The sequence below is a fragment of the Aliiroseovarius subalbicans genome (assembly GCF_022678625.1).
Classification (GTDB): domain Bacteria; phylum Pseudomonadota; class Alphaproteobacteria; order Rhodobacterales; family Rhodobacteraceae; genus Aliiroseovarius_A; species Aliiroseovarius_A subalbicans.
On record NZ_JALBYQ010000001.1, the window covers coordinates 215063 to 233689 of the forward strand.

At 63.3% G+C, this 18627-nt stretch carries 15 protein-coding genes; 12 read left to right on the forward strand and 3 right to left on the reverse strand.

The features are described from left to right. Positions 1 to 166 precede the first annotated feature (166 nt). Positions 167 to 2527, forward strand: coding sequence for an ATP-dependent helicase (locus MN188_RS01085; RefSeq protein ID WP_242104946.1), 2361 nt, complete (start codon positions 167 to 169; stop codon positions 2525 to 2527). 94 nt (positions 2528 to 2621) lie between these two features. After that, positions 2622 to 3653: a Hint domain-containing protein gene (locus MN188_RS01090; RefSeq protein WP_242104947.1), complete on the forward strand. Its 1032-nt coding sequence runs from the start codon at positions 2622 to 2624 to the stop codon at positions 3651 to 3653. A 389-nt stretch (positions 3654 to 4042) separates the two neighbouring features. On the opposite strand, the gene MN188_RS01095 is transcribed toward MN188_RS01090, so the two are convergent. Further along, a complete protein-coding gene (locus MN188_RS01095; protein ID WP_242104948.1) occupies positions 4043 to 4258 on the reverse strand; it encodes a DUF1127 domain-containing protein in 216 nt (71 codons plus the stop codon). Positions 4259 to 4519: 261 nt separating this feature from the next. Here MN188_RS01095 and MN188_RS01100 point away from each other — a divergent pair, with 261 nt between their 5' ends. The 10 genes from MN188_RS01100 to MN188_RS01145 all read left to right on the forward strand — a co-directional run bounded on the left by MN188_RS01100 (position 4520) and on the right by MN188_RS01145 (position 16647). Next, positions 4520 to 5593, forward strand: coding sequence for an Mrp/NBP35 family ATP-binding protein (locus MN188_RS01100; protein WP_242104949.1), 1074 nt, complete (start codon positions 4520 to 4522; stop codon positions 5591 to 5593). A 624-nt stretch (positions 5594 to 6217) separates the two neighbouring features. Then, complete coding sequence (gene mraZ / locus MN188_RS01105) at positions 6218 to 6718, forward strand: division/cell wall cluster transcriptional repressor MraZ (protein WP_242104950.1); 501 nt, start codon at positions 6218 to 6220, stop codon at positions 6716 to 6718. Between the two features lies 1 nt (position 6719). Next, the gene (gene rsmH / locus MN188_RS01110) at positions 6720 to 7712 is read left to right on the forward strand and encodes a 16S rRNA (cytosine(1402)-N(4))-methyltransferase RsmH (protein WP_242104951.1); all 993 of its coding nucleotides are present in this window, start codon (positions 6720 to 6722) and stop codon (positions 7710 to 7712) included. A gap of 4 nt (positions 7713 to 7716) precedes the next feature. Continuing rightward, positions 7717 to 8058, forward strand: coding sequence for a cell division protein FtsL (gene ftsL / locus MN188_RS01115; RefSeq protein WP_242104952.1), 342 nt, complete (start codon positions 7717 to 7719; stop codon positions 8056 to 8058). Continuing rightward, complete coding sequence (locus MN188_RS01120) at positions 8055 to 9836, forward strand: peptidoglycan D,D-transpeptidase FtsI family protein (RefSeq protein WP_242104953.1); 1782 nt, start codon at positions 8055 to 8057, stop codon at positions 9834 to 9836. The genes ftsL and MN188_RS01120 overlap by 4 nt, the downstream gene beginning before the upstream one ends. Before the next feature lie 14 nt (positions 9837 to 9850). Next, positions 9851 to 11338, forward strand: coding sequence for a UDP-N-acetylmuramoyl-L-alanyl-D-glutamate--2,6-diaminopimelate ligase (locus tag MN188_RS01125; protein ID WP_242104954.1), 1488 nt, complete (start codon positions 9851 to 9853; stop codon positions 11336 to 11338). Continuing rightward, positions 11335 to 12771 carry a UDP-N-acetylmuramoyl-tripeptide--D-alanyl-D-alanine ligase gene (locus tag MN188_RS01130; protein ID WP_242104955.1) on the forward strand — a complete coding sequence of 479 codons (1437 nt, stop codon included), beginning with the start codon at positions 11335 to 11337 and terminating at the stop codon, positions 12769 to 12771. Before MN188_RS01125 ends, MN188_RS01130 begins: the two co-directional genes overlap by 4 nt. Next, complete coding sequence (gene mraY, locus MN188_RS01135; RefSeq protein ID WP_242104956.1) at positions 12772 to 13857, forward strand: phospho-N-acetylmuramoyl-pentapeptide-transferase; 1086 nt, start codon at positions 12772 to 12774, stop codon at positions 13855 to 13857. It abuts the gene before it with no gap. Between the two features lie 21 nt (positions 13858 to 13878). Continuing rightward, entirely contained in the window at positions 13879 to 15276 is a 1398-nt protein-coding gene (gene murD, locus MN188_RS01140) for a UDP-N-acetylmuramoyl-L-alanine--D-glutamate ligase (protein WP_242104957.1), read from the forward strand. A 90-nt stretch (positions 15277 to 15366) separates the two neighbouring features. Then, positions 15367 to 16647 (forward strand): DUF3422 family protein, encoded by a 1281-nt coding sequence (locus tag MN188_RS01145; protein ID WP_242104958.1) that lies wholly within the window; start codon positions 15367 to 15369, stop codon positions 16645 to 16647. Positions 16648 to 16650: 3 nt separating this feature from the next. Here MN188_RS01145 and MN188_RS01150 read toward each other — a convergent pair whose 3' ends face one another. Together MN188_RS01150 and MN188_RS01155 are read right to left on the reverse strand one after the other, a co-directional pair. Then, positions 16651 to 17565 (reverse strand): ABC transporter permease, encoded by a 915-nt coding sequence (locus tag MN188_RS01150; protein WP_242104959.1) that lies wholly within the window; start codon positions 17563 to 17565, stop codon positions 16651 to 16653. After that, positions 17558 to 18586 (reverse strand): ABC transporter permease, encoded by a 1029-nt coding sequence (locus tag MN188_RS01155; RefSeq protein WP_242104960.1) that lies wholly within the window; start codon positions 18584 to 18586, stop codon positions 17558 to 17560. The genes MN188_RS01150 and MN188_RS01155 overlap by 8 nt, the downstream gene beginning before the upstream one ends. Positions 18587 to 18627: the final 41 nt, after the last annotated feature.

The window sequence follows — 18627 nt, forward strand, 5'->3', positions numbered from 1 at the left end:
AAATCCTCTCGACTCAACTGTCGGCATTAGGGGCGTTAGATGTGGCGCGTGACGGGGGCTTGTCAATGGCGCTTGAGTTTTTGCCCCGTTTTTCTGTATGTGAGTCTTTGGAACAGAGTGTGAACAAGCCTTTAACTTGGGCCGGGCGATTGATAGGGTGGCTTGCATGAGCAGTTTTGACGAAAACGACGCCTTCGAGGCGGCGGCCAAGCCTTCCCTGTCCGCGCGCGCCATGATGGCGGCGCGGCCCGCGACCTATCTGGAGGGGCTGAACCCCGCGCAGCGCGAGGCGGTCGAGGCGTTGCAAGGCCCGGTCCTGATGCTGGCGGGCGCGGGCACCGGCAAGACCAAGGCGCTGACCAGTCGCATCGCGCATCTGCTCAACACCGGCACCGCGCGCACGAACGAGATCCTGGCGGTGACCTTCACCAACAAGGCCGCGCGCGAGATGAAGAACCGGGTGGCCAAGAACCTGGGCCAGACCGTCGAAGGCATGCCCTGGCTGGGCACGTTCCACGCGATCTGCGTGAAGCTTCTGCGCCGTCACGCCGAACTTGTCGGGCTGAAGTCGAACTTCACCATTCTTGATACGGACGACCAGAAACGGCTGCTGAAACAGTTGATCCTGGCCGCGAACATAGATGAAAAACGCTGGCCCGCGCGGCTGTTGGCCGGTGTGATCGACAATTGGAAAAACCGCGCCTGGACCCCGGACAAGGTGCCGGTGGGCGAGGCGAACGCCTTCAACGGGCGCGGGATCGAGCTTTACGCCCAGTATCAGCAGCGTCTGAAGACCCTGAATGCGACGGATTTCGGCGATCTGCTGCTCCATATGGTCACGATCTTTCAGGACCATCCCGACGTACTGGCGCAGTATCAACGCTGGTTCAAATACATCCTGGTGGACGAATATCAGGACACCAACGTGGCGCAATACATGTGGCTGCGGCTGCTGGCCGCCGAGCACAAGAACATCTGCTGCGTCGGCGACGATGACCAGTCGATCTATGGCTGGCGCGGGGCCGAGGTGGGCAACATCCTGCGCTTTGAGAAGGACTTTCCCGGCGCCAAGGTGATCCGCCTGGAGCAGAACTATCGCTCTACCCCCCATATTCTGGGCGCGGCGGCGGGCGTTATTCGTGGCAACGAAGACCGGCTGGGCAAAGAGCTGTGGACCGAGGCCGAGGGTGGCGAAAAGGTCCGCCTGATCGGCCATTGGGACGGGGACGAGGAAGCACGCTGGGTCGGCGAAGAGATCGAGGCGATGCAGGTCGGCACCCGTGGTATGGCGGGGATGTCGCTGGACGACATGGCCATTCTGGTGCGCGCCAGCCACCAGATGCGGGCGTTTGAGGATCGGTTCCTGACCATCGGCCTGCCTTATCGCGTGATCGGCGGCCCGCGGTTCTACGAACGGTTGGAGATCCGCGATGCGATGGCCTATTTCCGGTTGGCGGTCAGCCAGGACGATGACCTCGCGTTTGAGCGCATCGTCAACACGCCGCGCCGGGGGCTGGGCGACAAGGCGGTGCAGACGATCCAGTTGGCGGCGCGGCAAAACGGCGTGTCGCTGGTCGAAGGCGCGCGGATCTGTGTCGACAACGCGATGATCAAGGGCAAGGGCGGCAAGGGGCTGGGCGATCTGGTCGCCGGGCTGGATCGCTGGCACGCGCAATTGCGCGCCGAGGCTGACACGCATGTCGAGCTTGCCGAGATGATCCTGGAGGAATCGGGCTACACCGACATGTGGCAGACCGACAAGACGCCCGAGGGGCCGGGGCGGTTGGAAAACCTCAAGGAATTGGTCAAAGCGTTGGAAAGTTTTGAGAACCTTCAGGGTTTCCTGGAACACGTCAGCCTGATTATGGACAATGAAAGCGACGAGGCCGAGGAAAAGGTCACTATCATGACGCTGCACGCGGCCAAGGGTCTGGAATACCCCGCCGTGTTCCTGCCGGGGTGGGAGGATGGCCTGTTCCCGTCGCAACGCTCGATGGACGAAAGCGGGCTCAAGGGGCTCGAGGAAGAGCGCCGCCTGGCCTATGTTGGCATCACGCGGGCCGAGGAGATCTGCACGATTTCCTTTGCTGCGAACCGGCGGGTTTATGGCCAGTGGCAGTCGCAATTGCCCAGTCGGTTCATTGACGAATTGCCCGAAGACCACGTCGATGTCCTGACCCCGCCGGGCCTCTATGGCGGCGGCTTCGGCGCGTCTGCGTCCTCGCATCTTGAGGAAAAAGCCGCGCGGGCGGATGCATATAACTCGCCGGGCTGGAAACGCATGGCATCGCGCGGCAACCTGCGCGCACAGCAAAGCCCGAATGAAGCGCGCAACATCGTCATCGACCTGGATGCGGTCAGCGCGTTCACCCAGGGCGACCGGGTGTTCCACAACAAATTCGGATACGGCACGATCATGGGGATCGAGGGCGACAAGCTGGATATCGAATTTGACAAGGCCGGTGCCAAGAAAGTCGTGGCGAAGTTCATCGTTCCGGCGGCCAAGGCCGGCGACGTGCCGTTCTGAGCGATACAATTCCTTAAAGATTTAAAGAAAAGGTCGGGTGAATTTACCCGGCCTTATCCCTTTGAACGCCAAGGTTGCGCACGAAGGGCGCGCCATGACTGTCACGTTCACTGCTCCGGATAATGAATTTGCAGCCGCCACCGGCAGCAATGTCAATGTCACGTCCACCACTTCGCTCTTCGACAATCCGCCGAACGGGTTCAGCGATCTGGTGATCACCTCGAACCCGGGGGACAATGAGCCCTACAAGTTCGACATCGGTGACACCTATGACGTGACCTATGGCGGTCATGGTGGCGGCGGGGTGATCGAGGACGCGGAGGTGGTGCGAACAGATGTGCTTTCTGGTGGCGAAGGCATCGTGGTGCTGGAAGGGATCGATAGCAATTCAGGTGAAATGGTCCAGGTGATCTGGACCCCGGGGTTCGATCTGGAAACCTGGTATTGGGACAATTACAACCCGTCATCCGAGCCTGGGTTCTATGTTGTCGACACCGATGGCGGCTCTACCTATGGCCATGTTTGTTTGGCGGCCGAGACCCGTGTACAAACAGATGGCGGACTGCGCCCGCTCAGGGACCTGTCCGTAGGTGATCTTGTGCACACGCGCGATCACGGGTCACGACCGGTGACATGGCTTGGCGCGCACCAGATGACTGGGGTCGGTGCCGCGGCACCGGTTCTGTTCGCACCGGGGGCGATCGGCAACGCCGCCCCCCTGCGCCTGTCGCAACAGCACCGGGTGATGCTGGCCCATCCCCTGGCCGAATTCTACCACGGTTCAAGCGAGGTTCTGATGCCTGCCAAATCCCTGGTGAATGGCGAGATGATCCGCATCGCCCCCAGTCCCCATGTCACCTGGATGAACCTGACGACGGATGATCACGACATCATCACCGCCGAAGGTGCTGCGGTGGAAACCTTGTGGCTGGGCGAGGTTGCGTTGAACGTGCTGGGAGAAGCCGACGCGATCACCGCGCGATACCCGGAGCTGAACGGGCAGGGCCATGCCCGTCAGCAATCGGCCCGCCCGATGTTGCGCCACCGCGAAGCGCAGGCCCTGATCCGGCTGATTGTCGGCACCCGCCCCACCGATCCGCCGCCGGTCTTGTCCGCACACCTGTGACCTGAACGTAAAACGGCGACGCCCGGGAGGAGGTGGGCGCCGCCGTTCGCTCTGCCGTCCGGGTCCAGGGAGGAGGAGAGGACCCGTGGGCGATGTCAGGTGGCTCAGGGAGGAGGAGAGACACCCGATCTGTTGAGGGCGGCAGCGACCCCCGGGAGGAGGTGGGGATCGCCGGCCCTGTCACGAATGCCCCAGGGAGGAGGAGGGGCATCCGATCTTTTGCGAAATGCGGCGACGCTCGGGAGGAGGTGAGCGCCGCCGCCTATCGCAGATGCCTCAGGGAGGAGGAGAGAGGCATCCGGAAAAAGTGGTCGGCGGGGTCCGGGAGGAGGTGGACCCCGCCGCCAGGATCAGACGGTCCAGGGAGGAGGAAGGACCGACCGAAGTCTTTATTTGCCGAAGGTGGCCATGTGGGCCAGGTGGGCAATCTCGCCGGGGGCAATACCCAGGTCCGCCAGTTCGCGGCCCGACAGGGCACGCAGTTCACGCACCGTCTGGCGGTACATGCGGCGCTGTTCGCGGGCTTCGATCCAGGTGCGGAACACGTCGACCATGCGGTCGGCGATGCCAGCGTCAAAACTGTTCGTCTGTGTTGCGTAAGCCATCTCTACTCTCACTCGTATGTTTGCTTGCACATTCTGCGCTTGGGTTGTGAGCGCTATCGTTCGCGCTGTTGAGAGGAAGATGGAGGCAATGCTGCAAGTGCACAATACCTGAATTGAGAAATGCTGCCATGCAGAAAATGCATACGTAATGTTGACCTATCGTCAAGTTTTACGCCTGTTTTTTGAGCATTAGCCACGCTGCCCTTGTTCTTGCGGCAAAAGGGGGCAAGTAATGTGCAGATTATTGCCACGGAGACGGACATGACACAGACGCGCGACACGATCATGGGGGTTCTGTCCACCATAGCTTTGCCGGATGGCGGCGACCTGGCCTCACGCGACATGGTGCGCGCGATCAACATTGATGCTGGCACGGTCAGCTTCGTGATCGAGGCGGAAAGCCCCGAGATGGCGGGCCAGATCGAACCGCAACGCCGGGCCGCCGAGGCGGCTGTGGCTGCGCTGGACGGGGTTGAGAAGGTCTCGGTCATCCTGACGGCGCATGGTGCGGCGGCGAAAAAGCCCGAACCGCCGCAGTTGAAAGTTGGTGGCCACCCGACGCCGCAGGCGGGGCCGGAAAAGATCCCGGGCGTGGACCGGATCATCGCAGTGGCCTCCGGCAAGGGCGGGGTGGGCAAATCCACCCTGTCGTCGAACCTCGCCGTGGCGCTGGCCAAGCAGGGGCGGCGCGTCGGGCTTCTGGATGCCGACATCCTGGGACCCAGCCAGCCGCGCATGATGGGCACCTCCAAGGGGCCGGCCAGCGCGGACGGCAAGACCATGCTGCCGGTTGAGGCGCATGGGGTAAAGATGATGTCCATCGGCCTGTTGATGGACCCCGACCAGGCGGTGGTTTGGCGGGGGCCGATGCTGATGGGCGCGTTGCAGCAATTCATGTTCAAGGTCGACTGGGGCGAGCTGGACGTTCTGATCATCGACCTGCCGCCGGGCACGGGCGACGTGCAGCTGACGCTGAGCCAGAAAACCACCGTGACCGGCGCGCTGATCGTGTCCACGCCGCAAGACGTGGCGCTGCTGGACGCGCGCAAGGCCATCGACATGTTCCAGAAGGTGCGCGTGCCGGTCCTGGGCCTTATCGAAAACATGTCGATGTATGTCTGCCCGAAATGCGGCAACGAAGATCACATCTTTGGCCATGGCGGCGTGCGGGCCGAGGCCGACAAGCTGGGCCTGCCGTTCCTGGGGGAAATCCCCCTGGCGCTGGACGTGCGGGTCGCAGGCGACGCCGGCACACCGATTGCGCTGGGCGAGGGGCCGGTGGCCGACGCCTATCACAAGCTGGCCGCCGAGATGGTTGAGGGCGGCATCGCCTGACATTAACGCCCACCATCTGGGAAAGCATGGGACACAGGTTGGGAATTCGTGGGATCCACGGGTTCCCTTCGTCGTTTTTGGGGCTGATGTGGTGAGTCTCCTGCAGGTTTTCGCAGAAAAATTGGGCAATTTTCCCCGAAGGTGATGGGTCACGGCAAATTTTTTGGGAAAAAGTGGGACTTTTTTAATGCCGCTAAGATCACTACATTTAGTGTTGTTGTCGGCATATTTCCGCTAGGTTTGGTCCGGATGGGACCTATTCGACCACAAGTTCTTGTGTTGAGCACCTCTCGAAAACAAGATGTTGGGCAAATTTCCTGAAAAAACTGTTGCGTCCCATGATTTCCCGGCGTATCCCTAATTACACGATGAGGACGGGAACACAGAGGGGCAGCAAGACCCCAAATGACACTCCCAAGTCAGGTTTCATACAGGCAACCCGCTTTCATCAAAATTGAGATCCGGCGCGTACGCGAGCAGACATCCCCCCAGGTGGCGCGCGCAGCTGGACACCCGGAAACGGGACGAGGGCGGCGGATTGGGCATGTGGCAGCAGCTCAATCCGTCGTTTCCCGTTTTAAGGGGCGAAAAAGACGAATGGGACAGTAACAAGGGGCCGCAGACGTGGCACGCAGGTTCAGAGGTGAAAGCCACCACAAGGTGGACACGAAGGGCAGGGTTTCGATCCCGGCCCTGTTTCGCCGTGTGCTTGAGGCTGGCGACCCGGACTGGACCGAGGGGCTGACCCCCAACCTTGTCATCGTCTATGGTGATCACCGCCGCAAATACCTTGAATGTTACACGATCGAGGCCATCGACGAGGTCGATGAGCAGATCGCAGCGCTTCCGCGCGGCTCGTTGGAGCGGCGGATGCTGGAGCGCATGTTCAACGGTCAGTCCTTTCCGACGACAGTCGATGAGACCGGGCGCCTGGTGCTGCCCGCCAAGCTGCGCCAGAAGATCGACCTGGACAACGAAGCCTTCTTCATCGCCACCGGCGACACCTTTCAGGTTTGGAAGCCCGAGACTTTTGAGGAGGTCGAGCAGAAGAAATCCGAAGAGTGGCTGGATGAGATGCCCGAGGATTTCGACGTGCTGACCTTGCTTAACGGGCAGGGGGGCTGAGATGGTCGCGGCGGCCGAGGCCGGCGATCGTCCCCACATTCCAGTCTTGTTGCGCCCTTTGCTTGAGGCCGTCGCACCGGTCACCGGCATCTGGGCTGATGGCACCTTTGGCGCGGGCGGCTATACGCGCGGGCTTCTGGATGCGGGCGCCGATGTGGTTGTCGGCATCGACCGCGACCCGATGGTGTTTGACATGGCCGCAAACTGGGCCGCGGATTTCGGCGACCGGCTGCGCATGGTTCAGGGCACGTTTTCCGAACTTGATACGCTGGCGGGCGAACCGCTGGACGGCGTGGTGCTGGACCTTGGCGTAAGCTCGATGCAGCTGGACCTGGCCGAACGTGGCTTTTCCTTCATGAAAGACGGCCCGTTGGATATGCGGATGAGCCAGTCCGGTCCTTCCGCCGCCGACATCGTGAATACGGCGAGCGAGGCTGAGCTGGCCGACATCCTGTTTCAATACGGTGAAGAACGCGCCTCGCGTCGGATCGCGAAGGCGATTGTTGCGGCGCGCGCGAACCAAGCCTTTGAAACCACGCGGCAATTGGTTGAGGTGATCGAAACCTGCCTGCCGCGCTCGAAACCGGGTCAAAGTCACCCGGCGACCCGCAGTTTCCAGGCGATCCGCATCGCGGTGAACGACGAATTTGGCCAGCTGATCGCTGGGCTGGAGGCCGCCGAACGCGCGTTGAAGCCCGGGGGCCGTTTGGCCGTGGTCACGTTTCATTCGATGGAGGACCGCGTGGTGAAGCGCTTCCTTCAGGCAAGATCGTCGGTGGGCGGGGGCGGCAGCCGCCATGCGCCCGAGGCCGCCGAGGCGATCCCTGCGTTTCGCCTGACGCCGAAAAAGGCGATCGGGCCGGATGCGGATGAGCTGGAAATTAACCCGCGCGCGCGCTCGTCGCGCCTGCGCGTTGCCACAAGGACCGAGGCCCCAGCGGGCGCGTCGGACCGCAAGAAACTGGGCCTTCCGGGCCTTGCTGTGAGGGGATAGGGGAATGCGCACGCTGCTCTACGTGACTTCCGCATTGATCGTCATGGGCCTGGCTTACTGGGCCTATAACGAGAATTACAAAACCCAGGCTGCCTTGGGTGAAGCATCTGACCTGCAACGAGAGATCGGGCAGATGCGCGAGGAACTTGCGGTGCTTCGGGCCGAATGGGCCTATCTCAATCGCCCCGATCGCCTGCGCGACCTGGCGGATCTCAATTTCGACCGCCTGGGCCTGATGCCCTTGATGCCGGAACAATTCGGTCGCGTCGATCAGATCGCCTATCCGGGCGACGATGAGATCGTGATCACCGAAGGCGTGGATGTTGTCGGGGAGATCAGCCAATGACCCGCATTCCGCTGCGCCCGCTGGCCCGCATTCTGGAGGCCCGCGCCAAGGGCGAAAATCCCGACGCGATCGAGCGGGAGAACCTGCGCCGACGCCATGACGACATGCGCGACCGCGCCCGGCTGCGCGCCGAGGGGCGGCTTTTGGTGCTGGCCGGCCTGTTTCTGTGCGCCTTTCTGGTCGTCGGCGGGCGCATGGCGATGCTGTCGGCCACCGAAGCCTCGGAACCTCGTGCCCAGGCGCCCGGCGCGTCCATCGCGATGGCGCGTGCCGACATCCTGGACCGCAATGGCCGGGTGCTGGCGACCAACCTGGCGACCCATGCGCTTTATGCCCAACCGCCGCAGATGGTGGACCCGGAAAACGCCGCCCTTGCGCTGGCGCAGATCTTTCCCGACCTGAAAGCCGACGAGCTTCTGGCGGACTTCACCGGATCGCGTAAGTTCTTGTGGATCAAGAAGAAGCTCAGCCCTGAGCAGAAACAGGCGGTGCATGACATCGGCGAACCGGGGCTGCTTTTCGGCCCGCGCGAAATGCGCCTGTATCCCAACGGATCGCTGGCGGCCCACGTGTTGGGTGGCGCCAGTTTCGGTAAGGAAGGCGTGTCGGCAGCCGAGGTGATCGGCGTGGCCGGGATCGAAGCTCAATTCGACGAGTATCTGCGCAATCCGGCCAATGGCGACGCGCCCCTGATGCTGAGCCTGGACCTGACGGTGCAAGCGGCGGTTGAGCGGGTGCTTTATGGCGGCATGAAGATGATGAACGCCAAGGGCGCCGCCGCGGTCTTGATGGATGTGCACACTGGCGAAATCGTCTCGATCGCGTCTTTGCCCGATTTCGACCCGAATGACCGCCCGCGCCCCTTGACCCAAGGCGACCAGTCGGACAGCCCGCTGTTCAACCGCGCGGTTCAGGGGGTGTATGAACTGGGCTCGACCTTCAAGATTTTTGCCGCCGCGCAGGCCGTCGAGCTGGGGCTGGTGAACCCCGCGACAATGGTCAACACCAAGGGGCCGCTGCGCTGGGGTAAGTTCAGAATCCGCGATTTCCACGACTACGGTGCGCAACTGTCGGTCACGGATGTGATCGTGAAAAGCTCCAACATCGGCACCGCCCGCATGGCGATGGACATTGGCGCCGCGCGTCAGCGCGATTTCCTGGCTACCCTGGGATTGTTGGAGGCAACCCCGGTCGAGCTTGTCGAGGCCGCAGGTGCGAAGCCCCTTCTGCCGCAAAACTGGTCAGAATTGTCGACGATGACAATTTCTTACGGTCACGGTCTGTCGTCCTCACCGCTTCATCTGGCCAGCGCCTATGCCTCGCTTCTGAACGGTGGGACGCGGGTGCAACCGACGCTGATCCGCCCGACACATGTCACCGTCGGCCCGCGCATCGTCACGGCCGAGACCTCGGCGATTGCGCGCGACATGCTGCGCCAGGTCGTGGTGCGTGGCACCGCCTCGTTTGGCGAAGTGCCGGGCTATGCGGTGGGCGGCAAGACCGGCACTGCAGACAAGCCCAAGCCGCGCGGGGGCTATTACGATGACAAGGTGATCGCCACCTTTGCCAGCGTGTTCCCGGCCAACAATCCGAAATACGTGCTGGTGGTGACGCTGGATGAACCGGTCGAAACCTCGGGGCCGAAGCCGCGCCGCACCGCCGGCTGGACCGCCGTGCCGGTCGCCGCGGAGATCATTCGCCGGGTCGCGCCCCTGATGGGGTTGAAACCTGAGATTGCACCTCTCAGCCCAACCGGGGTAACACTCACCTCGAACTAGGACGGACGAGGCACATGGCGGGACGTGATCCGAAATCTTTGGCAGACCTGGGGCTCAGCGCCCGGGGGGGGCGTGAGGCGCAGGTCAGCGGCCTGTCAGTGGACAGTCGCGAGGTGAAGCCGGGGCATCTTTTCGCCGCTCTTCCGGGGGCAACACTGCACGGGGCCGAGTTCATTCAATACGCGCTGCGCATGGGGGCAGCGGCGATCCTGACCGATCTGGACGGGGCGGACATCGCCCGCGAAGAGCTGGCGGGCGCCGACGCCGCGCTGGTCGTCACCGAGGACCCGCGCATGGCCTTGGCCTTTGCCGCGGCGCTGTGGTTCGGCGCACAGCCCGAGGTGATGGTCGCGGTGACTGGCACCAACGGCAAGACCTCGGTCGCGAGTTTCACCCGCCAATTGTGGACGCTTCTGGGCTATTCGGCCGCAAACATCGGCACCACCGGGGTTGAGGGCGCGTTCACCGCGCCGATGACGCACACCACACCTGAGCCGATCACGCTGCACCGGGTGCTGGCCGAGATGGCCGGGGCCGGTGTGACCCACGCAGCGATGGAGGCGTCCTCGCACGGCCTGGCGCAGCGTCGGTTGGACGGCGTGCGCCTGAACGCAGCGGCGTTTACGAATTTTACTCAGGACCATCTGGATTACCACGCGACGTTTGATGACTATTTTGCCGCCAAGGCGGGGCTCTTTGACCGGGTGTTGTCAGATGATGCGATGGCGGTGATCAACATCGACGATCCGCGCGGGCCGCAGATGGCGGACATTGCCGAGATGCGCGGTCAGAACCTGATCCGTGTGGGCGCGGCCGAGGGCGCCGACCTGCGCCTGACCGCGCGCCGTTACGGCGCCACGGGGCAAGAGCTGCGGTTCCACTGGCTGGGCAAGCCTTTCCTGGCGCGACTGAACCTGATCGGCGGGTTTCAGGCCGAAAACGTGATGGCGGCGGCGGGGCTGTGTATTGCCTGCGGCGCCGAGCCGGAGCGCGTATTCGAATGCTTTGAGGATCTTGAGACCGTCCGGGGCCGGATGGAGCTGGCCGCAACCCGCGACAATGGCGCGGCGGTGTTCGTGGATTACGCCCACACGCCCGACGCGGTGGAAACCGCGCTGAAGGCGATGCGCCCGCATGTGCTGGGACGGCTTTTGGTCGTTCTGGGCGCGGGCGGAGATCGCGATACAACGAAACGGCCCCTCATGGGCAAGGCAGCGGCGGCAAATGCCGATGTGGTGTTCGTCACGGACGACAACCCGCGTTCAGAAGACCCGGCAGCCATTCGCGCGATGGTGATGCAGGGCTGCCCCGAGGCGCATAATGTGGGCGACCGGGCCGAGGCAATCTTGCGCGGCGTCGATGCGCTGGGACCGGGGGACGCGCTGTTGATCGCGGGCAAGGGGCATGAGACGGGGCAGGTGGTCGGCGACGACGTGTTGCCGTTTGACGACGTTGAACAGGCCAGCGTGGCGGTGGCCGCGTTGGAAGGGCGGTTGGCATGAGCTTGTGGACCGGGGCAGAGGCCGCGACGGCGACCGGCGGCAGGGCGCAGGGCAATTGGGCGGTGGACGGCGTATCGATCGACACGCGCACGATCGCGCCCGGTGATCTTTTCGTGGCGCTCAAAGATGTGCGCGACGGCCATGACTTCGTGGCGCAGGCGTTGGACAAGGGCGCGGGGGCCGCTCTGGTCAGCCGCATTCCCGAAGGTGTGGCGCCGGATGCGCCGTTGTTGATCGTGGACGACGTTTTGGGCGCTTTGGAAGCGCTTGGGGCCGCCGCACGGGCGCGCAGCGACGCGCGAGTGGTGGCGGTCACCGGGTCGGTTGGCAAAACCTCGACCAAGGAAATGCTGCGCGCGGTGTTGCAGCTTCAGGGGCGCACCCATGCCGCCGAGGCGAGTTATAACAACCATTGGGGCGTGCCGCTGACGCTGGCGCGAATGCCCGCGAACACCGAGTTCGCGATCATCGAGATCGGCATGAACCATCCGGGTGAAATTGCCCCGCTGGCACGACTGGCCCGGCCCCATGTGGGCATGGTCACCACGGTCGCGGCGGCCCACCTGGAAGCCTTTGACAACATTGATGGAATTGCCCGCGAAAAGGGCGCGATTTTCGACGGGTTGGAGCCCGGCGGTGTGGCGGTGATCAATGGTGATCTGGACACGACGCCGATCCTGACGAAGGCGGCCGGAGCCGCCCGTCTGATGACCTTTGGCGAGGGGGCGGACAATGCCTTCCACCTGACTCATGTGGCGCTGACGGGCGAGGCGACGATCTGCAAGGCCCAGACCCCGTCGGGCGAGCAATTGTTCCGCATTGCCACGCCCGGTCGCCATTTTGCTGCCAACGCTCTGGGCGTTCTGGCGGTGGTCGCAGCCCTGGGGGGCGACGTGACCTTGGCGGCGCGCGATATTGTGCTGTGGCAGCCCCCGACCGGGCGCGGCACGCAGGAAAAGGTGGTTCTGGATGCGGTCGAGGACGCGAGCGTGACGCTGATTGATGACGCGTTCAACGCCAACCCGACCTCGATGGCGGCCGCACTTGAAGTGCTCACGGCGGTCGATCCGCGTGACGGGGTCGGGCGCAACGTGAAGGGCCGACGCATCGCCATTCTGGGCGACATGCTGGAGCTTGGCGCGGACGAGATCGCGCTGCATTCGGCGCTGGCGGATCTGCCCTGGATGGCGCAGATCGACCTGGTGCATTGTGTCGGGCCGCGCATGAAGGTGCTGTGGGAGGCGCTGCCGGCGGACCGGCAGGGGCAATGGCGCGACGGCGCGGCAGAGATGGCCGCGATGGTGCACAATCTGGTGGATGCGGGCGACGTGGTGCTGGTGAAGGGCTCAAAGGGGTCGAAAGTCAGCCTGGCGGTTGACGCAATCCGCAAATTGAGCCAAGCGCGTGGGCAAAGCAGTGAGGGACAAGTGTAGATGTTATTTTGGCTGACCGAGTTTTCGGATGGCGGGGACGTGTTCAACCTGTTCCGCTATATCACCTTTCGCGCGGGCGGGGCGTTCTTCACCGCGCTGATCTTCGGCTTTATCTTCGGCAAGCCGCTGATCAACCTGCTGCGCAAGCGGCAGTCGAACGGTCAGCCGATCCGCGAAGACGGGCCTGAAAGCCACAAGGAAACCAAGCAGGGCACGCCGACGATGGGCGGGCTTCTGATCCTGTCTGCACTGCTGTTTTCCACGCTTCTGTGGGCGCGGCTGGACAATTCGTACATCTGGATCACGCTGTTCGTGACCTATTCCTTTGGTCTGATCGGTTTTGCCGACGATTATGCCAAGGTGACCAAGAACAACACGGCAGGCGTGTCGGGCCGCGTGCGCATGCTGATCGGCTTGCTGATCGCGGCGATTGCCGGATATTGGGCCTCGGTGGCGCATCCCGATGCGCTGCAATTTCGCCTGGCGATGCCGTTTTTCAAGGATACACTGCTGAACCTGGGCCTGTTCTTCGTGCCGTTCGCGATGATTGTCATCGTGGGGGCGGCGAATGCGGTGAACCTGACCGATGGTCTGGACGGGCTGGCAATCATGCCGGTGATGATCGCGGCGGGCACCCTGGGCGTGATCGCCTATGCGGTGGGCCGGGTCGACTTTACCGAATATCTCGACGTGCATTATGTGCCCGGTACCGGTGAGATTTTCATCTTCACCGCGGCGCTGATCGGCGGCGGGCTTGGCTTTCTGTGGTACAATGCGCCGCCTGCGGCCGTGTTCATGGGTGACACCGGATCGCTGGCACTTGGTGGTGCCCTTGGCGCCATCGCGGTGGCCACCAAGCACGAGATCGTGCTGGCGATCGTTGGCGGGCTGTTCGTGGTCGAGGCGCTGAGCGTCATCATCCAGGTGCTGTATTACAAAAAGACCGGCAAGCGGGTGTTCCTGATGGCGCCCATCCATCACCATTTTGAACATCTTGGCTGGAAAGAACCGCAGATCGTGATCCGCTTCTGGATCATTTCGCTGATCCTGGCGCTGATCGGCCTGGCGACATTGAAGGTGCGGTAAGACCGCACGAGGGAGGCAGCGATGATCCCCGTTCAAGGATATGAAACCCGCAAGGTGGCGGTGCTGGGCCTGGGCCGGTCGGGTCTGGCCACGGCTGCGGCGTTGCGCGCTGGGGGGGCGGACGCCCTGTGCTGGGACGACAGCGCCGAGGCGCGTGCGGCGGCCGAAGCGGCCGGTCACACGATCCACGACCTGACCCGCGGCAATGCCTGGGAAGGGGTCGATGCCCTGATCGTCAGCCCCGGCATTCCACATCTGTATCCCGAACCCAACAAGCTGATCGCGCGGGCGATGGACGCGGGCGTGCCGGTCGACAACGACATCGGGCTGTTCTTTCACTCATTCGCCACCGGGGAATGGGACGAGTTCGAGGTCATGCCACGCATTGTCGCGGTGACCGGATCGAATGGGAAATCGACCACCAGCGCTCTGATCCACCACATCCTGTCCGAGACGGGCAGGGCCACACAGCTGGCCGGCAACATCGGGCGCGGGGTGCTGGATATCGACCCGGCCCATGACGGCGAAGTCGTGGTGCTGGAGCTGTCGAGTTACCAGACCGATCTTGCCCGCGCACTGACGCCGGACGTGGCCGTGTTCACCAACCTGTCCCCCGACCATTTGGACCGCCACGGCGGCATGGGCGGTTATTTCGCAGCCAAGCGGCGCCTGTTTGCCGAAGGCGGCCCGGACCGCGCGGTGATCGGCGTGGACGAGGCTGAGGGCGTGTTTCTGGCCGGACAACTGGCCGAAGGCGCGACCGACGACCGGGTGATCCGGGTCAGCGTCGATCGCAAGCTGACGGGCCCCGGCTGGCAGGTGTTTGCCCGCAAAGGATACCTGTCGGAATACCGCAAGGGGCGGCAGGTTGCGTCGATCGACCTGCGCGGCGTCAAGGGGCTGCCGGGAAGTCACAACCACCAGAACGCCTGCTGCGCCTATGCGGTGTGCCGCACACTGGGCCTGGCCCCGCGCGTGATCGAACAGGCGTTTCACAGTTTCAAGGGCTTGCCGCACCGCTCGCAGATTGTGGGCGAGGCGGGTGGCGTCACCTGGGTGAACGACAGCAAGGCCACCAATGTGGACGCCGCCACTGCCGCGCTGCAGGCCTTCGACCGGATCCGCTGGATCGGGGGGGGCTTGGGCAAGGATGGCGGGATCGAGGATCTGGCCCCACATTTGGGCGCGGTCGTCAAAGCCTATTTGATCGGCCATTCGGCCCGCGATTTCGCGCTGCAGCTGGGTGACGTGCCGCATCAGATCTGCGAAACGATGGCCGCCGCCGTGGCCGCCGCCGCGAAGGATGCAGAAGCCGGCGACACCGTGCTTCTGGCCCCCGCCGCGGCCAGTTTCGACCAGTATCCCAACTTCGAAAAGCGCGGCGAGGACTTCACCCGGCTGGTGCAAAACCTGCTGTAACGCCGTTTTTGCGCGCCGCTTTGTCGCGTTGCGCGGGGTTGAGTTGGGCGCGTTTGCCGCTAGCCTGTGGTCAAAACCAAAGGACGCGCGATGAGCCCGATCACCGACCATTCCCTGCGCTATGCGCTGGCCAATGAGCTGCATGCGCGGCCGTTCCCGTCGCTGTCGGCGCCTTGTTTCGCGGCCTACCTGGCGGTGAAACGGCCCGAGAATGCGGTGGGGCGGGACCGGGGGGCGGACCGGGCGCATCTGCTGGCGCTGCTGGACCGGTTCGGCGCGGCGCATCCGCAGCCCGATGCCACGCATTACTTTGGCCAGATCGGGCGCTATCACCTGAAATGGGAACAGCACACCGAATTCGTCACCTACACGGTGTTCGGTGACGGCAACATGGCGCGCCCATTCGACCCGGTGGCCTTTGATGTCTTCCCCGAGGATTGGCTGGTCGAAGCGCCCGGCGTGCGCATCACCTCGGCGTTGATCCGGGTCGAGGAGATGAGCAGCGACGACGAAATGCGCAGCCGTCTGGCCGACTGGTTCGTGCCCGAAAGCCTGGCCGCGACCAGGGTGCTGGATCGCAACGCCGTCGTGGCCGGGGACTTTCGCATTGATGAAGCGGGCCACCTGCGCTTTGCCGTCTTCACCGACGCCGCCATCAGCGCGCGTCGGGTCGGGCGGATCGTACAGCGGGTGTGCGAGATCGAGACCTACAAGACCATGTCGATGCTGGGGCTGGCGCGGGCGCGCGCGTTGCAGGGCAGGCTGGGTCAGATCGACGTTGAACTCAGCCGGCTGGTCAGCGCGATGGGTCAGCACGACGCGCCGGAAACGGTGCTGGAGGAGCTGCTTTCGCTGTCCGCCGAGCTTGAGGACCTGATGGCGAAAAGCTCGTTCCGGTTCGGGGCGACGGGGGCCTATGAGGCGATCGTGCACCAACGCATCGAGGTCCTGCGCGAGGAACGCTTTGGCGGGCGCCAGACCTTTACCGAGTTCATGATGCGCCGGTTCGATCCGGCCATGCGCACGGTGAAAAGCGCCGAGCGGCAGCTGGCCACCATGGCGGAACGCGCGATGCGGGCCGGTGATCTGCTCAGAACGCGGGTGGACGTTGAGCGCAGCGCGCAGAACCAGGCGCTGTTGGAAAGTATGGATCGGCGTGCGGATTTGCAACTGCGCCTGCAAGAGACGGTCGAGGGGCTGTCGGTGGTGGCGATCAGTTATTACGCGGTCAGCCTGGCGTCTTACCTGTTCTACCCGGTGACCGAATACACCGGGCTGTCGAAAGGCAAGCTGACGGCCGCCCTTGTGATCCCGGTGGTGGGGCTCGTTTGGTTGGGTGTGCGACGCATCAAGCACCACATCGAGAAGTAACGCTCAACGCCCGCGAATGCGCGGATCCAGCGCGTCGCGCAGCCCGTCCCCGATGTAGTTCACAGACAGCACGGTCAGCGAGATCGCCAGACCCGGCCAGATCACGCGCTCGGGGTTGAGCGTCATGAAGTTCGTGGAATCATACAGCAACCGCCCCCAGGTCGGGAAATCGGACGGAAAGCCCAGACCCAGGAAGGACAGCGCGCTTTCGGTGATGATCGCGTTGGCGATGCCCAGCGTGGCCGATACCATGATCGGTGACAGCACGTTGGGCAGGATATGGCGCCCGATCATGCGGCGCGAAGGCGTGCCGATCGACCGCGCGGCCAGCACGAATTCCTGTTCTTTCAAGGCCAGCACGTCGCCGCGCACGATCCGCGCGGTCTGCATCCAGCTGGTGATGCCGATAACAAAGACGATCAGCAGGAAAATCCCGGTCTCGGGCCCGAAGGCAGCGCGCAGCGTGTCGCGAAACAGCATGATGATGACAAGCAGCAGGGGCAGCAGGGGCAGGGCCAGGAACAGGTCGGTAATCCGCATGAGGAACCCGTCCAGCCGTTTGAAATACCCCGCCAGCACGCCCACGAGCGTGCCCAGCACCAGCGCCAGCAACATGGCGGTCACGCCCACCAAAAGCGATACGCGCCCTCCTTGCAGAACGCTGGCAAAGGTATCGCGTCCCAGCTGGTCGGTGCCCATCGGGTGGGCAAAGCTTGGGCCTTGGTTCTTGGACCGGATGTCGATGAAATTCGGGTCCAGATGCCACAGCATCGGTCCGAAGATGACAAGGCAGCAAACGGCAACGAAGAAGATCGCGCCCATGACGGCGCCGCGGTGGGTTTTGAACTGGTCCCAGACATCGGCCCATTGGTTGCGATGCTTTTCGGGCACAGAGGCGGCTGTGGTTGCGTCAGTCATAGCGGATCCTCGGGTCAAGAATGCCATAAAGGATGTCGGCGATCAGGTTGAACAGCACGATGAGCACCGCGAAGATGAAGGTCAGCGTCTGCACCAGCGGGATGTCAGCGCCCTGAATGCCGATGATCAGCAGCTGGCCCAGCCCGTTCACCTTGAACACCTGTTCGGTGATGATGGCCCCGCCAAAGACCTGCGGCACGCCCAGGGCGATCACCGTGACCACCGGGATCAGCGAATTGCGCAGCACATGGACCAGCAGAACCACGCGTTCGCGCATCCCTTTGGCGCGCGCCGTGCGCACGTAATCCTGGTTCAGATTGTCCAGCATCGAGGCGCGCATGAAGCGGCTGATCTGGGCGGCGTTATACAGAGCCAGCACGAAAACCGGCATCGCCATCTGGCGGATCTGGAAGCCGAAACTTGCCAGGTCCGTCACCTTGTGGGTGGTGTCATAGATCGACGGGAACCAGAACCAACTGTCGGTCGGGATCATTACCGAGAAGATCACGATCATCAGAACGCCGGTAAAGAAGGTCGGCACGGAAAAGCCCACCATGCTGACGAAGGTGCCGGCCTGGTCGAACCAGCTGTATTGCCGGTAAGCCGAGATCACGCCGATCGGGATCGCGATCAGGATGCCGACGACATAGGACATGCCCACGACCCACAGGGTCTGCGGCATGCGCTCGACGATGAGGTCGACGACGGGCGAGCGGGTGGCCCAGCTTTGCACCCGCAGCCGGTCCTCGCAGCCCCAGGTGCAGGTGCCGAACATTTGGTCGATGATGTTCAAAGGCTCGTTCACGAAGAACTGCACGCACCATTTGAAGTATCTCACATGGATCGGCTGCCCCAGCCCCAGGCTTTCGCGGATCTTCTCTCGCACTTCGGGCGGGATCGTCATCGGCAGGTTGCCGGTGGGATCATTGGGCGCCAGGTCCAGCAGCAGGAAGATGATGAAACTGATGAACAGAAGCACCGGGATGGTGAACATCAGGCGTCTGATTGTGTAGTTCAGCATGCGGTGTCTCGGTTCAGAAGTCTCGGGGAAAAGGTGGCCGC